The organism is Acinetobacter schindleri, assembly GCF_010918895.1.
GTDB classification, from domain to species: domain Bacteria; phylum Pseudomonadota; class Gammaproteobacteria; order Pseudomonadales; family Moraxellaceae; genus Acinetobacter; species Acinetobacter schindleri.
Map to the genome: position 1 here is coordinate 1,993,828 of NZ_CP044483.1, position 15,336 is coordinate 2,009,163.

13 protein-coding genes are annotated in these 15,336 nt (G+C 42.2%); 3 read left to right on the forward strand and 10 right to left on the reverse strand.

Annotated features, from left to right (window positions below):
* Positions 1-168: 168 nt before the first annotated feature.
* Both FSC11_RS09685 and FSC11_RS09690 read right to left on the reverse strand, forming a co-directional pair.
* A complete protein-coding gene (locus tag FSC11_RS09685; protein WP_008304863.1) occupies positions 169-1,701 on the reverse strand; it encodes a pyridoxal phosphate-dependent decarboxylase family protein in 1,533 nt (510 codons plus the stop codon).
* 3 nt (positions 1,702-1,704) lie between these two features.
* Positions 1,705-3,078 carry a diaminobutyrate--2-oxoglutarate transaminase gene (locus tag FSC11_RS09690; RefSeq protein WP_004810505.1) on the reverse strand — a complete coding sequence of 458 codons (1,374 nt, stop codon included), beginning with the start codon at positions 3,076-3,078 and terminating at the stop codon, positions 1,705-1,707.
* A 475-nt stretch (positions 3,079-3,553) separates the two neighbouring features.
* Between FSC11_RS09690 and FSC11_RS09695 the strand changes: the two genes are divergently transcribed.
* Both FSC11_RS09695 and FSC11_RS09700 read left to right on the forward strand, forming a co-directional pair.
* Positions 3,554-4,258, forward strand: coding sequence for an SIMPL domain-containing protein (locus FSC11_RS09695; protein ID WP_076753319.1), 705 nt, complete (start codon positions 3,554-3,556; stop codon positions 4,256-4,258).
* Positions 4,259-4,422: 164 nt separating this feature from the next.
* Positions 4,423-5,019 carry a phosphatase PAP2 family protein gene (locus FSC11_RS09700; RefSeq protein WP_163166614.1) on the forward strand — a complete coding sequence of 199 codons (597 nt, stop codon included), beginning with the start codon at positions 4,423-4,425 and terminating at the stop codon, positions 5,017-5,019.
* A gap of 61 nt (positions 5,020-5,080) precedes the next feature.
* On the opposite strand, the gene proB is transcribed toward FSC11_RS09700, so the two are convergent.
* Together proB and cgtA are read right to left on the reverse strand one after the other, a co-directional pair.
* Positions 5,081-6,214, reverse strand: a complete 1,134-nt coding sequence (proB, locus tag FSC11_RS09705) for a glutamate 5-kinase (protein ID WP_004810509.1) — start codon at positions 6,212-6,214, stop codon at positions 5,081-5,083.
* A gap of 27 nt (positions 6,215-6,241) precedes the next feature.
* The gene (cgtA, locus tag FSC11_RS09710) at positions 6,242-7,447 is read right to left on the reverse strand and encodes an Obg family GTPase CgtA (protein WP_004894010.1); all 1,206 of its coding nucleotides are present in this window, start codon (positions 7,445-7,447) and stop codon (positions 6,242-6,244) included.
* Positions 7,448-7,720: 273 nt separating this feature from the next.
* Between cgtA and FSC11_RS09715 the strand changes: the two genes are divergently transcribed.
* Positions 7,721-8,905 (forward strand): MFS transporter, encoded by a 1,185-nt coding sequence (locus FSC11_RS09715; protein WP_163166616.1) that lies wholly within the window; start codon positions 7,721-7,723, stop codon positions 8,903-8,905.
* Between the two features lie 24 nt (positions 8,906-8,929).
* Here FSC11_RS09715 and FSC11_RS09720 read toward each other — a convergent pair whose 3' ends face one another.
* The 6 genes from FSC11_RS09720 to FSC11_RS09745 form a co-directional block, all read right to left on the reverse strand.
* Positions 8,930-9,217 (reverse strand): hypothetical protein, encoded by a 288-nt coding sequence (locus tag FSC11_RS09720; protein WP_163166618.1) that lies wholly within the window; start codon positions 9,215-9,217, stop codon positions 8,930-8,932.
* A gap of 185 nt (positions 9,218-9,402) precedes the next feature.
* On the reverse strand, positions 9,403-9,771 hold the full coding sequence (locus FSC11_RS09725) for a winged helix-turn-helix transcriptional regulator (protein ID WP_163166620.1): 369 nt from the start codon (positions 9,769-9,771) through the stop codon (positions 9,403-9,405).
* A 185-nt stretch (positions 9,772-9,956) separates the two neighbouring features.
* Positions 9,957-11,414 carry a glyceraldehyde-3-phosphate dehydrogenase gene (locus FSC11_RS09730; protein WP_163166622.1) on the reverse strand — a complete coding sequence of 486 codons (1,458 nt, stop codon included), beginning with the start codon at positions 11,412-11,414 and terminating at the stop codon, positions 9,957-9,959.
* A gap of 240 nt (positions 11,415-11,654) precedes the next feature.
* Positions 11,655-13,421, reverse strand: a complete 1,767-nt coding sequence (locus tag FSC11_RS09735) for a hypothetical protein (protein WP_163166624.1) — start codon at positions 13,419-13,421, stop codon at positions 11,655-11,657.
* 109 nt (positions 13,422-13,530) lie between these two features.
* A complete protein-coding gene (rarD, locus tag FSC11_RS09740) occupies positions 13,531-14,469 on the reverse strand; it encodes an EamA family transporter RarD (RefSeq protein ID WP_004893992.1) in 939 nt (312 codons plus the stop codon).
* Between the two features lie 157 nt (positions 14,470-14,626).
* The gene (locus tag FSC11_RS09745) at positions 14,627-15,214 is read right to left on the reverse strand and encodes a lipocalin family protein (RefSeq protein ID WP_004893989.1); all 588 of its coding nucleotides are present in this window, start codon (positions 15,212-15,214) and stop codon (positions 14,627-14,629) included.
* Positions 15,215-15,336 lie beyond the last annotated feature (122 nt).

Below are 15,336 nucleotides of genomic sequence, written 5' to 3' on the forward strand. Positions count from 1 at the left end.
AGCAACTAAATATGTAAAAAATTTTGTATTTCTTACAAAGAATTTCTTTTTTTACCACAATTTTGATGCATGAATAACCACTATTTAAATTCGATCTAGAAACAAATAATCTTTGTTGAAATATAAAAAAAGGAGACCAATAGGCCTCCTTTTTCACACCACAATCACTTATGCAATTGGTGGTGTATAAGTACCGTCAGCGATGGAATCCTTGATTCGATCCGCTTCTGCAAGCACCAGTGCCAGCAGGTTCTTCACGTTTTCAAGTGTTGCCACCGGACTTAAAGTCGTCATTTTCAGAGATTGAACCTGACCGACTTTAGTTACACCAATGTTCGCTTCACCACGCGCAAACAGCTCATCTGCTACATTCTGGTTCAGGGCATCCACAAACTCAGCTGGATAACCTGCTGGAACCACACGGAACAATACTGATGCAAACTGTGGCTCAACCAGAAGTTCCAGACCATCAGTTGCCTTGATGTAGTCTGCCACTTCACGTGTCAATTTCACGCCATGATCAATCATTGAACCGTAAAGCTCTTCACCCAAGGCTTCAACCGTCATCCACAACTTCAACGCATCGAAACGACGTGTCGTTTGCAGTGACTTCGATACCAGGTTCGGAACACCGTGCTCTTCATCATAAGCAGAGTTTAAATACTCTGCTTCATAATGCATGAAACGATAGTTCGCTTCATCTTTGAGCAAGAATGCACCACATGAAATCGTTTGGAAATAATGCTTGTGGAAATCCAGTGTGATCGAATCAGATAACTCAATCCCATCCAGCATAGAACGATAGTCATTGGATAGAATCAGTGCGCCACCCCATGCCGCATCGATATGCATCCACGCGCCATATTTATTGGTGATTTCACGAATTGCTTTCAATGGATCAATCGCGCCCGCATCGGTTGTACCTGCGGTTGCTACCACACATGCGACGATTTTGCCTTCAGACTGAAGATGCGCCATGGTTTTTTCCAGAGCATCAACATCCATCTGTGCATTTTCATTTACAGGAACAGTAACTACTGACTGGAAGCCCATACCCATCATTGCCATGTTCTTTTGCACAGAGAAGTGCGCATTTTCAGAACAGATGACTTTGACGTTACGCATCGCGTCCGCAGGAATACCATCACGCTGAACCGACCATGGATTACCGTTTTCGTCTTTCCAGTTTTTCGCGATGCAGGCATCACGCGCCAGCAATACACCCATCAGGTTCGACTGTGTACCACCTGAAGTGAATACACCCGCCTGACCTGAACCATAGCCCACTTTTTGACGTAGCCAGTCAATTAACTGCACTTCCATCAATGAACCCGCCGGACTTTGATCCCATGAATCCATGGATTGGTTAGTCGCATTGATCAGCACTTCCGCAACCTGGCTTGCCACCATGGTTGGACAGTGCAAATGCGCTAGAGAATGAGGGTGATGTACTTTCAAGCTTTTGTTAAGGAATAGCTCAACCATACGCTCCAAAGATTTTTGAAGACCCAAACCATCTTTAGAAGGGTTGAAAGAAATTGCGCTACGCAATTCCTTGATGCTGCCACCCGTGTACATTTTGTCATTTTGCAACCATGCTGCAACCGCTTCGGTCGCTTGGTCCATCGCTGACTCATAGTCAGCGATAGATGCAGCATCATTGCAGAGTAACGCTTTACGATGTTCTGCAAAATCTACCATAAATTAAGCGCCTCGAACTGCGACTAAAGCTTCAGCAACCGCTTTCTTGAAGCGAACCAGAACTTCTTCACACTCTGCCTGAGTAATAATCAACGGGCAAAGTAAACGAATTACTGTACCGTTACGACCACCTTTTTCAAGCAACAGTTTGTTGTTGAAACAAGCAGTCTGGATCGCTGCAGCCAATTGACCATCAGCAGGTAAAGAACCCATATGATCAGCAGGTTTACGTTCGTCTACGATTTCAACACCGATCATTAAGCCACGACCACGCACGTTACCGATACATGGGAATTCAGCAGCTAGCTTTTTCAGTTCAGCTTGCAGGAAATCACCACGTTCTTGTGCGTTTTGCGCAAGGTTTTGCTCTTTAATGGTATTGATCGTTGCAAGACCTGTACCCATTGCTAGCTGGTTACCACGGAATGTACCGGTATGGCCAGCAGGTTGCCATGCGTCGAACTTACGTTTAATACCCAGTACCGCAAGTGGCAGGCTACCACCCACGGCTTTAGACATCACCACCACATCAGGTTCGATACCCGCGTGTTCAAATGCAAACATTTTGCCTGAACGTGCAAAGCCCGCTTGAACTTCATCAAGAATCAATACGATGTTGTGCTTTTCAGTCACTTCACGGATTTTCTGTAACCATTTTACTGGCGCAGTCACCACACCGCCTTCACCTTGAATTGCTTCAAGGATTACAGCTGCTGGCTTGGTTACACCGCTTTCAACGTCTTCAATGAAGTTTTCAAAGAAGTAAGTTAAAGCATCAACACCCGCTTCACCACCTAGACCCAATGGGCAACGGTATTCATGCGGATACGGCATAAACTGAACGCCTGGCATTAAACCATTTACTGCATTCTTCGCCGACAGGTTACCTGTCATGGCAAGAGAACCGTGTGTCATACCGTGATAGCCACCAGAGAAGCTGATCACTGAACTACGACCGGTAAAGGTTTTGGCAAGTTTAATCGCTGCTTCTGTTGCATCTGCACCAGATGGGCCACAGAACTGTAAGCAATATTCTTCTTTACCACCTGGAAGGTAGGAAAGAAGAGCTTCAGTGAAAGCATCTTTTAAAGGAGTGGTTAGATCCAGGGTATGCAGTGGGAGACCGCTTGCAAGCGTATCCTGGATACTTTGAATCACTGCAGGATGATTATGGCCCAAAGCCAATGTCCCTGCCCCAGCTAAACAATCAAGGTACTCAGTACCTTCAACATCGGTAACCCAGCAACCTTGTGCTTTCGCTATCGCTAACGGTAATTTACGTGGATAACTACGCACATTCGATTCCATCTGACTTTGGCGAGTCAAGTAGTATTCGTTTGTGGAATTGGTGGCAGGGTTTACAGAAGTAACGCTCATATCGAATTACCATCTCTGATATGGGTTGAAAGAAATAAGTCTGGTGACGTTTGGTCCTTTGACTCGGTGCTTTATAAGATTTTAGTTAGCCATAATCTTAGTTAACTAACTTAGGAGGCGGATGATACCGAATTTTTCAGGAAAATAAATAACTTTCAACTCAATTTACCTGAAAATTTATCGAAAAAAAATATCATGCCTGTCTAAGCTCTAAATTATCATCTTAACGTGTGACAAAGGAAAGAAAAGCAGCTTCTTTTATACTTTTTTGTAGCCTTTCAGAAAAGTTTGCAATGATTTTAATAATGCATTAATAAATATATAATTTTTAAAATAATTAAACTTTAAAACTACAGAAAAAATAATCAAAAACTTAACACTCTTACCACAAATATTTCGCAAAAAGAGCACAATTGAGATTTAATATCTGAGGATCAGCCAAGATGGCTAATTTTAAGAAAAACAGGAAGAAAATATGCGCCTCCTAGCATTGTCCAGCCTTATACTTGCAGGCACCTTGGCGAGTACTGCATTTGCAGACCAAAATGAGCCACTGAATTATAATATTATTAATATTTCAGCAGAGGCCAGCCGCGATATTTCCAATGACCTGATGCATGCCAATTTATATGTAGAAAAATCCAATAAACAGCCTGCTGAGCTTGCAGCGCAAATTAATCAACTCATGAACCAGGCCATCAATGCCGCAAAGAAATATCCGAGTGTGAAAATTGAAACCGGTTCACAACACACTTATCCAGTCTATGACAATGACAACCGTAAACTCAGAGAGTGGAGAGCTCGTGCTCAGGTGCGTATTGAATCGACTGACTTCAAAGCGGCTTCACAGCTAATTGCCGAATTACAGCAAAACTTCCAGACTGAATCAATTAACTTTACAGTATCTGAAGCAAAACGTAAGAAAATTGAAAATGAGCTGATGCTGGAAGCATCCAAAAACTTCCAGCAACGTGCACAAAGCCTGGCTCAGGCTTGGAACAAAGCTGGATATCAACTGGTAAATATGAATATTAACACCAATAATTCAGGCTACCCACCGGTTCCACGTATGGCAATGGCCAAAGCGGCTTATGCAGAAGCAGCTATTCCAGATCAGGAAATGGCAGCGGGTGAATCTAAAATGACCGTGAGTGCCAATGGTTCGATTCAGTTTAAATAAGTGTTAATAAAAGCACTCTGATTTTAAGAACCACCCTTTTGGGTGGTTTTTTATCACTTGAGTTTGCTTTAAAAAATCAATGCTACAAATTCATACATACTTCGGTATAAATACCACTTTAATCGGTTTAGAGTAACCGGCATTCATATTAATCCTCTCACTTTATGTCCCTTGATCAACTAAACCTGTATCTGTTTCATCTTCTCAATGTACCTGACCAAGCCTCGATCTGGATGATTAACTATGCCAGTCTGATAGCGCATGATCTGGTGTATTTATTTCTGCTGATCTTTGCCATAGCTTGGCTACGTGGCAATCGTGAAGTGAAAACCGTGATTATCAAAGCCTTTATCTTCACTGCGATTACCTTATTCATAAGTGAAGTTTTATCTGCTGTGTTGAATACGCCTCGTCCATTTGTCATGGAAATTGGTCATACCTTAATTGAGCATGAAGCCACAGGTTCTTTTCCCAGCAACCATATGAGTATTTTTAGCGGGATTGCTCTCGCCTATTATTTTTCACCACAACGGGACTTGGGGCGACTTCTGCTCTGGACTGCCTGGCTGGTAGCTTGGTCGCGGATCTATGTCGGTGTACATTTTCCAATTGATATGGCGGGAGCTTTCCTAATTGCACTTGTTGTAAATCTGGCTGGCTTATCACTCTGGTGGAAATATCAGGAAAAACTGATGGATTTTATCCTGAGCATTTATCAGTTCCTGTTTGCGCCTTTAATCCGGATGGGCTGGATTAAATAAATCTAATGAAAATGCCATAAAAAATCCCGCTCGAAAGCGGGATTTTTTACATTTCTTTAACTTAATAGATCGACATATGATTGCGGTGAATCATTTCCAGTGAACGGGCTTCACCAAGGACTTGATGCACTTTGTCTGATGCTAGACCTTTGACGATCTCAGCTGAACGTGAACTAAAGTTCACACGTCCGACCGCAATACGGTGACCTTGTGTATCGACACATTCCACCACATCACCACGCTCGAAATGACCTTCAACTGCTTTAACGCCTACCGGTAACAGACTGCGGTGATTTTCTTTAATGGCCTTAACAGCACCATCATCAATCACCAGACGACCTGCCGTTTGCAAATGCGCTGCCAGCCATTGCTGATGTGCAGTAACACGATCATCATCAGTGATGAATAAAGTGCCCAACATTTCGCCCGTCATAAGACGTGATAAAACGCAGTCACTGTCACCACTAGCAATCAGCGTTGGACAACCCGACTTCGCAGCCAGACGTGCAGCGCGGACTTTGGTCAGCATGCCGCCACGACCAAATTTGCCACCACCGCCAGCCATATCAAATAGACTCTCATCCATCGCACGTACGGTATGGAACAGTTTGGCATCCGGATTAGAACGTGGGTCCGAATCAAACATGCCTTCCTGATCGGTCAGGATAATCAGCAGATCCGCATGCACCTGACCTGCTACCATGGCAGCCAAGGTATCATTATCACCAAAGCGGATTTCATCGGTCGAAACAGTGTCATTTTCATTAATCACCGGAATCACACGCCATTCAATCAGGTGCTGCAAGGCATCACATGAATTGAGATAGCGGCGACGATCTGCCAGGTCATCATGGGTTAACAGTACCTGAGCAGTCTGGATCTGGTGTTTATCCAGCACGCTTGACCAGGTATGAATAAGCCCCATCTGACCAATGGCAGCGCAAGCCTGAAGACTGGGTAGATCGGTGGGTCGATTCTCTAGTTTCATTCGAACCATACCTTCAGCCACAGCACCTGATGACACCAGAATAATCTCGTGTCCTGCATTGTGTAGATCTGCGATTTGTCCCGCCCAGTGCGAGATGGCATCTAAATCTAAACCTTGCCCGTTTGCTGTGAGTAAAGATGATCCGATTTTAACAACGATTCGTTTACAACCCTTGAGCTGACGTTGCCCATCTACCACTTCTATCATCTTGTCCTCAGACTTATCTTTAAAAGATTAACGTACGTAATATACTTCTACGTCGCTGTCGTCATCATCTTCATCATCAAAGTCATCGCCACCCAGACGTTGAGCGCGACGCATTTCACGATAAGCTTCTTTCGCAGCAATCGTTTGTTCACGTGTTTCAGCTTCCAGCTGATCACGGAATGCTTTCATTTCTGCTGCATATTCTGGATCTTCAACTTCACGTTCGCGTTGCTGTTCGATTTGATCCATCAGGTAGTACACAACGTCTTTCGTCCCTTCTGCCGTTAAGCCAGAAGTTTTAAAGACAGGGCCTTCCCACTGTAATTCTTCAAGAATATGGTTACACCATTCGTCACGTGTTTCTTCTGCTAACTGGTCAACCTTGTTCAGAACCAATACCACAGGCAATTTAGAAAGCGTTGGCGAGAATTTCTCGAGCTCTGCGATAATTGCTTTGGCATTGTAAGCAGGATCTGAACCATCAATCGGTTGTACATCGACAATGTGTAGCAAAATGCGTGTACGTGCCAGGTGTTTCAGGAAGCGAATACCCAGACCCGCACCTTCAGCAGCACCTTCGATCAGACCTGGAATATCAGCCATCACAAATGAACGGTAACGATCCGCATCCACAACGCCCAGATTTGGCATCATTGTGGTAAATGGATAATCTGCCACTTTCGGTTTTGCAGCAGATACTGCACGAATAAAGGTTGATTTACCTGCATTAGGCATACCCAGTAAACCAACATCTGCAAGCACTTTTAGCTCCAGACGGATTTCACGGAATTCACCTTTAACACCATGGGTACACTTACGTGGAGAACGGTTAGTCGACGATTTGAAGTGAGTATTACCCAAGCCGCCATCACCACCTTGAGCAACCAATACCTTTTGACCGTCTTCGATCAGGTCACCAATAATGTCGCCAGATTCACTATCTACAATAGTTGTTCCTACAGGAACTTTTAAAATAACTGATTCGCCACCACGACCAGCACAGTTTGCGCCAGCACCGTTCTTACCACGTTCAGCGCGAAATCTACGGGTATAACGATAATCTACAAGGGTACTCGTGTCGTCGTCAGCCTGAACATAAATGCTGCCGCCACGACCACCATCACCACCATCTGGACCACCAAATGGTACGAACTTTTCACGGCGAAAACTGGCTACGCCATTGCCACCGTCGCCAGCCTCTACGGTAATGACTGCTTCATCAACAAAGCGCATATTGCCAATCCTCTAAAAACTTTAAAACCGCCTATTCTGCCATATTTTAAAGCATTTCTCGACTACATTTATGCACTATTCCATGAAGATCGCTCATTTCAAGGGTAATTTCATTCAGCTTGTCTCAAAATACAAAACAGTCTGAAAAATATTCAGACCTATAAAAATTCAAAATATAGTTTTTAAAGCTTAATTGATCGTTTTTTATTATTTCTGATTTGGCATCGAGCTGCCTATAGTGCTCAACGTCGAAAAAGAGTCTATGGTATAGCTATGACCACAGAAAAGAATTCTGTCAGCCCATTGTCATCACAATTTGTATTACTTATGGCAATGGCATGTGGTCTCTGTGCAGGATCAGCTTATTTTAATCAGCCCTTGATCTATTCAATCAAGGAAAGTTTAGGAATTACAACCAGTCAGGCTGGCTTAACAGTAGTGATCGCCCAGATTGGATACGTACTGGGCTTAATGCTGTTAGTACCATTGGGAGATTTCCTGAATAAACGCAAGCTGATTCTCAGTCTGATGGTCTTTGCAGCTATTTCACAGATTCTGCTTTCATTCAGTACGACTTTATCAACGCTTTATGTGTTTACCTTATGTGCGACATTTGGCGCAATCTCGGCGCAGGTTTTAATTCCTTTTGCTTCTACGATTAGTCCACCTGAATCCAGTGCTACCATTGTCGGTAAACTGATGAGTGGCTTGGTGATGGGCATCATCCTGTCGCGGACTTTTGCTGGCTTTGTTTCGACCTACTGGTCTTGGGAAGGTGTTTACTTATCTAGTGGAATCATTACCCTGCTTTTTGCTACTCTCATGTGGAGAAAACTAGCGGATACTCAACCGCAGGCGGGTTTGACCATTGGCAGTATTTATCGCTCTTTATTTGTCATCGCTAAGCAGAACCCGCATCTGATTCGTCGTGCCTGCGCAGGTGCTTTAGGCTTCGGTATTCTATCTATGGTCTTTACTTCAATGACCTTCGTACTAGGTAGCGCACCTTATCATTTCACTGATTTCGAAATTGGCCTGTTCGGCTTACTCGGTGTGATTGGAATTTATTCATCAAGCTGGTCAGGCAAAACCGTAGGACAAGGCAGAGAAAATCTGGTCGCCAAGCTATGTATTGCTTTAATGCTCGGCTCTACACTGCCCTTATATTTTGCCCAGCAGAATATTGTGATCTATGCAATTGGCGTATTGATGGCTTATTTTGGTCTGACCGCATTCCATGTATTAAATCAGAATCTGGTTTATCGGATTGACCTGAAATCACGTTCACGGATTAATGCAGTATATATGACCATTTATTTTAGTGGTGCAGCTTTAGGCTCACTCGGTGCGGTTTATACCTGGGAGCACTTTGAATGGGTTGGTTGTGTGGTACTTGGCCTTGTTTTCTCGATTGGGATTTTGCTGATTGACCGGTGGGATTTTAGGAAGATGGAATAATTTTATATTTAATAGATAATAAATTCATTTTTGGTGTTTTAAATATGCCATAAGCAAGAATTTAGGTTCTTTAATTACCACACGCATTACCTCAATTATGAAAGGAAAATTATTATCTAGAATGATATTGTTAAACTCAGCTCCTTCAAATTTTTCTAGTGTTTTATATACTCTTATAATTTCATCTTTTAACTCTAATAGTTCATCATGCTTATTGAAGGTAAGTTCATAAAAAAACTGCGCTTTCGATCTTATTTTTAAAGCTATATTCTTAAGATTTTCGAGTTCTACTATGGCTCTTCTTTGGTTCATAATTACACTATGAACTTCTAAGCATTGATTATCATAATCATTATTAACATTAATAATGATTGAGCTTCATTAGCTATTACTTCACTATTTTTCTGAGTCTTCCATTCCTTTGAAATCAGCCATGCAACCCCAGCTGCTATAAGCGTGGCCGTTGCCCCTCAATCCCAATTAGATATATCCATTTATTATATACGCTCTTTATTTTCTAAAATCTCCGGCAGACTACGCTCTAACCAGCCAATCAGATAATTTATTTTTTCTGCGGCCTGTGAACCGGTAATGGTCAACTGATATTCCACTTTCGGTGGTACGACCGGATAGACTGTTCTTAAAATGAAACCATCCCGCTCCAGCATTTTTAAAGTCTGTGCTAGCATCTTTTCACTCACCCCTTCAATTCGCTGTTTCAACTCGCTGAAGCGATGAACGCCATCACTTAAACAATGCAACACCAGAATCGACCATTTATTGGCTAAGTGTTCCAGTATTTCACGTGAAGGACATTCCGTTGATAAAACCTGACCCAGCAATTTACTGGTTTCATAAGCTGACATAATATTTCTCTTAATTTATAAACTTACTTTTCAGCATGTACTTTCATTTAGAAAGTTATCAGATCAAGAATTCATCAGCAAGGTAATATTCAAATTAATATTCCATTTCAATCCAAAAATTAAACCTAAAAAATATGCAATAAAAAAGAGCCTCAAATGAGGCCCTTTTTTCAGCTCAATACTAATTATGCATTAGTTTCAGCAGGAACTTTTGGATAGCTTACGCCGCCCATTTGTTCAGCAATACGTAATACCTGGCAGCTATAACCTACTTCGTTATCGTACCAAACATAAGCAGTTAAGCGGTTGCCTGAAGTGATAGTCGCTTGCGCGTCGAATACACCTGCAGTACGTGAACCGATAAAGTCAGAAGATACCACTTCAGTCGAGTTGGTATAACCAATTTGACCTTGAAGGTTAGAATTGATAGAGATTTGGCGAATATATTCATTCACTTCATCACGATCAACTTCTTGACCCAAAGTCAGGTTAAGAATCGCAAGAGATACGTTTGGTGTAGGTACACGTACAGAGTTACCTGTCAGTTTACCTTGAAGTACTGGAAGCGCTTTTGCAACGGCCTTAGCAGCACCAGTTTCAGTAATTACCATGTTCAGTGTAGCAGCACGGCCACGACGATCAGCTTTGTGGTAATTGTCGATCAGGTTCTGGTCGTTCGTGAACGAGTGAACTGTTTCAACATGACCATTGATCACTGTGTACTTGTCGTTTAACACTTTCAGTGTTGGCGTGATCGCGTTCGTTGTACAGCTTGCTGCAGAGATGATTTTGTCTTCATCAAGGATGTCAGCCTGGTTTACGCCATATACAACGTTCTTCATTTCACCTTTACCAGGTGCAGTCAGAATGACACGCGCAGCGCCCGGGCATTTCAGGTGTTGAGCAAGACCTTCCGCATCACGCCATTTACCCGTGTTGTCGATTACTAGTGCATTTTCGATACCGTATGCAGTGTAATCCACTTCAGATGGATTAGATGCATAGATCACTTTGATGAACTGACCGTTTGCAATGATTGCTTCGTTTTCTTCATCTACAGAGATCGTACCCGCGAATGGACCATGGATGGAGTCACGACGCAATAAAGACGCACGTTTTTCAAGGTCACCGTCAGATGATTTACGAACTACGATTGCTTTCAGGTTCAAGCCACGGCCTAGACCTGACTGGCTGATCATCAAACGTGCAAGAATACGGCCGATACGACCAAAACCGTAAAGTACAACGTCCTTACCTTCAACTGAAGTTGCATTGCCTTCAAGAGATTTCACAGCGTCAGCAACGAATGCGTTAACATCACCACCTTTTGCTTTGAATTCAACAGCAAGTTTGCCTAGATCAATTTCAGCAGTACCGATGTTGTCAATTTTCGCCAATGCTTCAAGGATTGGGAAAGTGTCTACAACAGAAAGCTCAACGTCCAATACACGAGTACGACGATGCGCTTTAAGGATCTGGATTACAGAACGGTTAATTAAAGAGCGACCGTAAACTGTAGCTACAATATTTTTTTCACGATATAACTGACCTACTAGGGCAATCATACGCTCCGCGAGTTCTTCACGGTTTTTCCAGCGACCTTGGTGCTCTGCATGGAGGGCAACGATAGTGTCTTTGCTCACAGATACGTCCTCTAATTAATTGTAAATCTAAGCATAAATTTCAAAACCCCATAATTGTAATGGAATTAGCCGCAAGTTTGAATCAAAAGCTGCCAAAGTCCTGAGGAAAAAGGCCTATATTCACTATAAATTTTGAAAATAGTTGTAATTAGTCAGATGATTTTGCATTTAAAAATCGAAAAATAACATTTTTCAAGCTCTAAACCAGATTTTTGTTAAATGTTGTTTATTCACATAAATCTAAATCTCGAAGTTAACTGCATTTTCATGATCCAGTTGCAGCCTGCTGCCTGCTGAAAAATTCATATCCAGACTCATAGAAGCATTAAAGTTTTCTACATCAAAATCATAATAAGTTTCTGGCAAATGAATCAGTACAGGTAAACGGGTGAGACCATTATCCCCACAAGGAAAGGCATAGTGACGCTCAACTTTCTGAAAACTTTGCAAACTTTCAAATTCTAGAAATACACTGCTGTTTTCATGGGTTCTTGGCACCTGAATAATTTCCAGGAACATACTACGTTTTAACTGCTGCAATTTATTCAGTGCTATTTCTATTGCCTCATCTGAATTATCTTTACGCCAAAGCTTTTTCAGCATGGATTTTTTTTCATATTCGGCTTTCTGACGGTTCAACGTATTGATATATTTTTTCAGATCCCGATATTGCTGCACATTATCGGCAATCGTAGTTTGAATATCTTTAATCGGCTGCTGGGAACGCTGATGCATTACCTGCCATTCATTCCGGTTCATCGGAATAAAGGTTTCACCCTTACGCTTTTCCAGCAAACGGATAAATGCCAATAACTTATATTCGAAATTCTGGATATAGGAATTAAACATAAATCCTGGCTGAGCTTTGAAGTCCCGGTAATAGGCTAAAATTTCAGTAAAGATTTTATGTACATGCAAATAGAGATAAGCAAACTCTTCAATATGCGATAAATGATCACGAATCGCATCCCGCATTGGCAGCAGCAATTCCCGCGTCAGAATTTCCTCCAACTGCTTCAAATGGCGTTGCGCCACAACATCGGCATTCTTTTCAACCACCTGAACCGGTTCGACCAGCAGAGGCAATAACTTTAGTTCAGAGACCTGCTCCAGATTATGCACAATGTCCCTGACGTCCAGATGGATCTGGCTTTGCAAGGTTACCATTCGCTGCAGCTGGGATTTCAGGGTCTCCACTACCTCTTCATTCATATCCTCTTTCAGATCCAGAACCAGAATATTCAGATAGACTTGACCTTCTAATGCACCTTTTTCTTCTATGAGGAAGCGACGAATAGAATACGGGTTTTGCTGTACATCCATCACAGGCGCAACGATAAATAAAAACTGTGAAGTGCGGACAATATCAAAATGACGGATTTGCTGTTCTTTAATCAGAAAATAACGGAATAGCGGATGTTGCATTTCCGCAGTCTGTTTTTTTAATAAAGGTTTATACCAGTAGCCCAACAACTGTTGCTTGATAAACACTTCAATAATGAAGCATTTAACCTGCTGTTCAGTGAGCTTACGTACGCCCTCAACCGGCTGTAATTGAAGACCACGAATAATTTCAGCAGCATTCAACAAGAAAGTACGACGTAGTTCCAGCTTTTCACGCTGCATCTGGAAGTTTTCATTGACTTCAATTTTATCAATCTGCTCGAGTACGTTTTCCAGGTAGTCTGCAACTTGCAAGCTGTCATTTAACCCGAGCAGGCTTTTCAAAGAGAGACCGAACGTGCTGGCATAATAACGCATCTGGTCATTCAGAAATTTTTGGCTTAGAGCTTCTACCGAATGATGAGCCTGATAACGGTATTGATTGGTTTCCTGATCCCAGAGAATTCTTTTTGGCTTTAAAATCTGAAAATCGATACTTTCCTTGAGCTCAGGTGAGATATCTGCCAGAACGGCTTTAAGCTCCCGCTCCCATTCTAAATCGAGGCTCGGCTCCAGTTGGGATAAACGTGCACGTAACTGATATGGAATCGCAATCTGTGACATGTTTATCCCCTTTAAATATAACGAACATTCTTTTAAACAAAATGGTACATGAATTAGATAACATTTACGTCAAAATTATCTGACGAATATCACACTTATGCAAATAGCATTATTCATTATTTTTTTTGAGTTTTTCCATTTTTTCAGCTTTTTTTTCAAGTTCATCTTTTTTCAACTGCTGCTGTTTTAAATGCAATATTCCTTCCACAATCAGCACCATCACCGCTAGCCAAATCGGGATATAGGTCAGCCATTCTCCAGATTCTACCCGTTCCCCAAGTGCCATCGAGGCAAAAGCCAGTAACACTGGCTCCAGATAGCTCAGCAGACCAAAAATTACGAAAGGCAGATAACGGCTTGCCAGAATATAACTACCTAAGCCTAAAGCACTTAAGAAACCCAAACCCAACACTGCCAAGATGAGATGAGGGAAACTGACCATCAGCTTGAGAGAATCGCTATGTACAAAGCCCAGATAAAAAGCCACTGGCAGAATCAGACATAAGTCCCACCAGAATCCACCCAAGTGATCCGTACCAAAGCGACGGCGCAGGAAAAAATACAGTGGATAAGCCAAAGCTACATAGACCGTTTCCCAGGCAATAAAACCAATCCGCCAGATTTCATGTCCCACGCCTATTACCGCACAAACCACCGCCGCCATCTGCCAGGCAGACAGTTTTTCTTTATAGAGCACACAGCCAACCAGGACCATCACCAAAGGCAACAGGAAATAACCCAGCGACACTTGCAGGCCGCGACCATTAATCGGCCCCCATAAAAATAACCAGAGTTGGGTTGTACAAAGTAAAGAGCTGATAATTAACCAGATCAAAAACGTCGGCTGTTGTAGAATTCGCTTAAAAATACTGCTGATATGATTGAGATCACCTGACCACCACATAAACGCCGTCAGAAATGGGAGGGTCGCCAACATACGCCATGCAAAGGTTTGCTCACTGTCTAGTGGCTGCAAAAAAGGCGTGAAAATATAAAGCACACCAAAAACCAGTGACGCCAGCACTGACAGCGCAATCCCTTTATACATTCACTACCCCAAAATCTCTTTGCGCGCATTATATCGGGATGTCTTCAAGAATACTTGTCTCTATTCTTTGATCGAATGATAAATTTTCAATGTGTAGCTTCTGATTGTATAAATATAAAAAAACCATGCCGAAGCATGGTTTGAGGATAAACTGAGTTTAGCGTGCAGTTTGTTTGGTATGAATCACATCACTCAGGTCATAACCGACTGACTGAGCATATTGTAAATATTCATTCACTACATTTTTATCCAACTGCGGATCACGTGAGAGTATCCACATATATTTACGTTTAGGCTCACCGACCAGAACGGTTTGATAGTTTTCATCCAGTTTCAAAACCCAATAATCACCACGCCCGACAGGAATCCAGCGAATAAAGTCTGGCAAGAAACTGACTTTTAATTTGGTATTTTGGGGTGGATTCTGCACAAATGCCTCACCCACTGACTGGGTTTGTTCACCATCTTTTTTAATACAGCGGTTATCAACCACGATATTGCCATTTTCATTCAAAGTATACGTTGCTGTGACATCACGGTCACACTTATTCTGAAAATATAAAGGCTTACGCGCCACTTCGTACCATGTACCCAAATAACGGTCCAGTTCAACTTTTTCCACGGTCGGTAATGACTCTTTTTGCGCATATGCCATGGTCGTAGCGCCCAAACCCAGAAGAACAGCACTACCAACCGCAATTTTGGCAATTTTTAGACTTGCCTGAGAAAAATTCTTAGTTGTCATAAAGTATCCTTTCATTCACACAGATGAGTGAACCACATGTTTTTGTAAAATTTTATCTGTAACAACAATAACGTCATCGTGTGAATGATTGTGTATCGATATGTAAGATTTATGATTAGTTT

Excerpts from the sequence above, each read along its gene's own strand:
- FSC11_RS09685 (WP_008304863.1), bottom strand. The coding sequence starts at position 1,701 with ATGGTAGATTTTGCAGAACATCGTAAAGCGTTACTCTGCAATGATGCT.
- FSC11_RS09690 (WP_004810505.1), bottom strand. The coding sequence starts at position 3,078 with ATGAGCGTTACTTCTGTAAACCCTGCCACCAATTCCACAAACGAATAC.
- FSC11_RS09695 (WP_076753319.1), top strand. The coding sequence starts at position 3,554 with ATGCGCCTCCTAGCATTGTCCAGCCTTATACTTGCAGGCACCTTGGCG.
- FSC11_RS09700 (WP_163166614.1), top strand. The coding sequence starts at position 4,423 with ATGTCCCTTGATCAACTAAACCTGTATCTGTTTCATCTTCTCAATGTA.
- proB (WP_004810509.1), bottom strand. The coding sequence starts at position 6,214 with ATGATAGAAGTGGTAGATGGGCAACGTCAGCTCAAGGGTTGTAAACGA.
- cgtA (WP_004894010.1), bottom strand. The coding sequence starts at position 7,447 with ATGCGCTTTGTTGATGAAGCAGTCATTACCGTAGAGGCTGGCGACGGT.
- FSC11_RS09715 (WP_163166616.1), top strand. The coding sequence starts at position 7,721 with ATGACCACAGAAAAGAATTCTGTCAGCCCATTGTCATCACAATTTGTA.
- FSC11_RS09720 (WP_163166618.1), bottom strand. The coding sequence starts at position 9,217 with ATGAACCAAAGAAGAGCCATAGTAGAACTCGAAAATCTTAAGAATATA.
- FSC11_RS09725 (WP_163166620.1), bottom strand. The coding sequence starts at position 9,771 with ATGTCAGCTTATGAAACCAGTAAATTGCTGGGTCAGGTTTTATCAACG.
- FSC11_RS09735 (WP_163166624.1), bottom strand. The coding sequence starts at position 13,421 with ATGTCACAGATTGCGATTCCATATCAGTTACGTGCACGTTTATCCCAA.
- rarD (WP_004893992.1), bottom strand. The coding sequence starts at position 14,469 with ATGTATAAAGGGATTGCGCTGTCAGTGCTGGCGTCACTGGTTTTTGGT.
- FSC11_RS09745 (WP_004893989.1), bottom strand. The coding sequence starts at position 15,214 with ATGACAACTAAGAATTTTTCTCAGGCAAGTCTAAAAATTGCCAAAATT.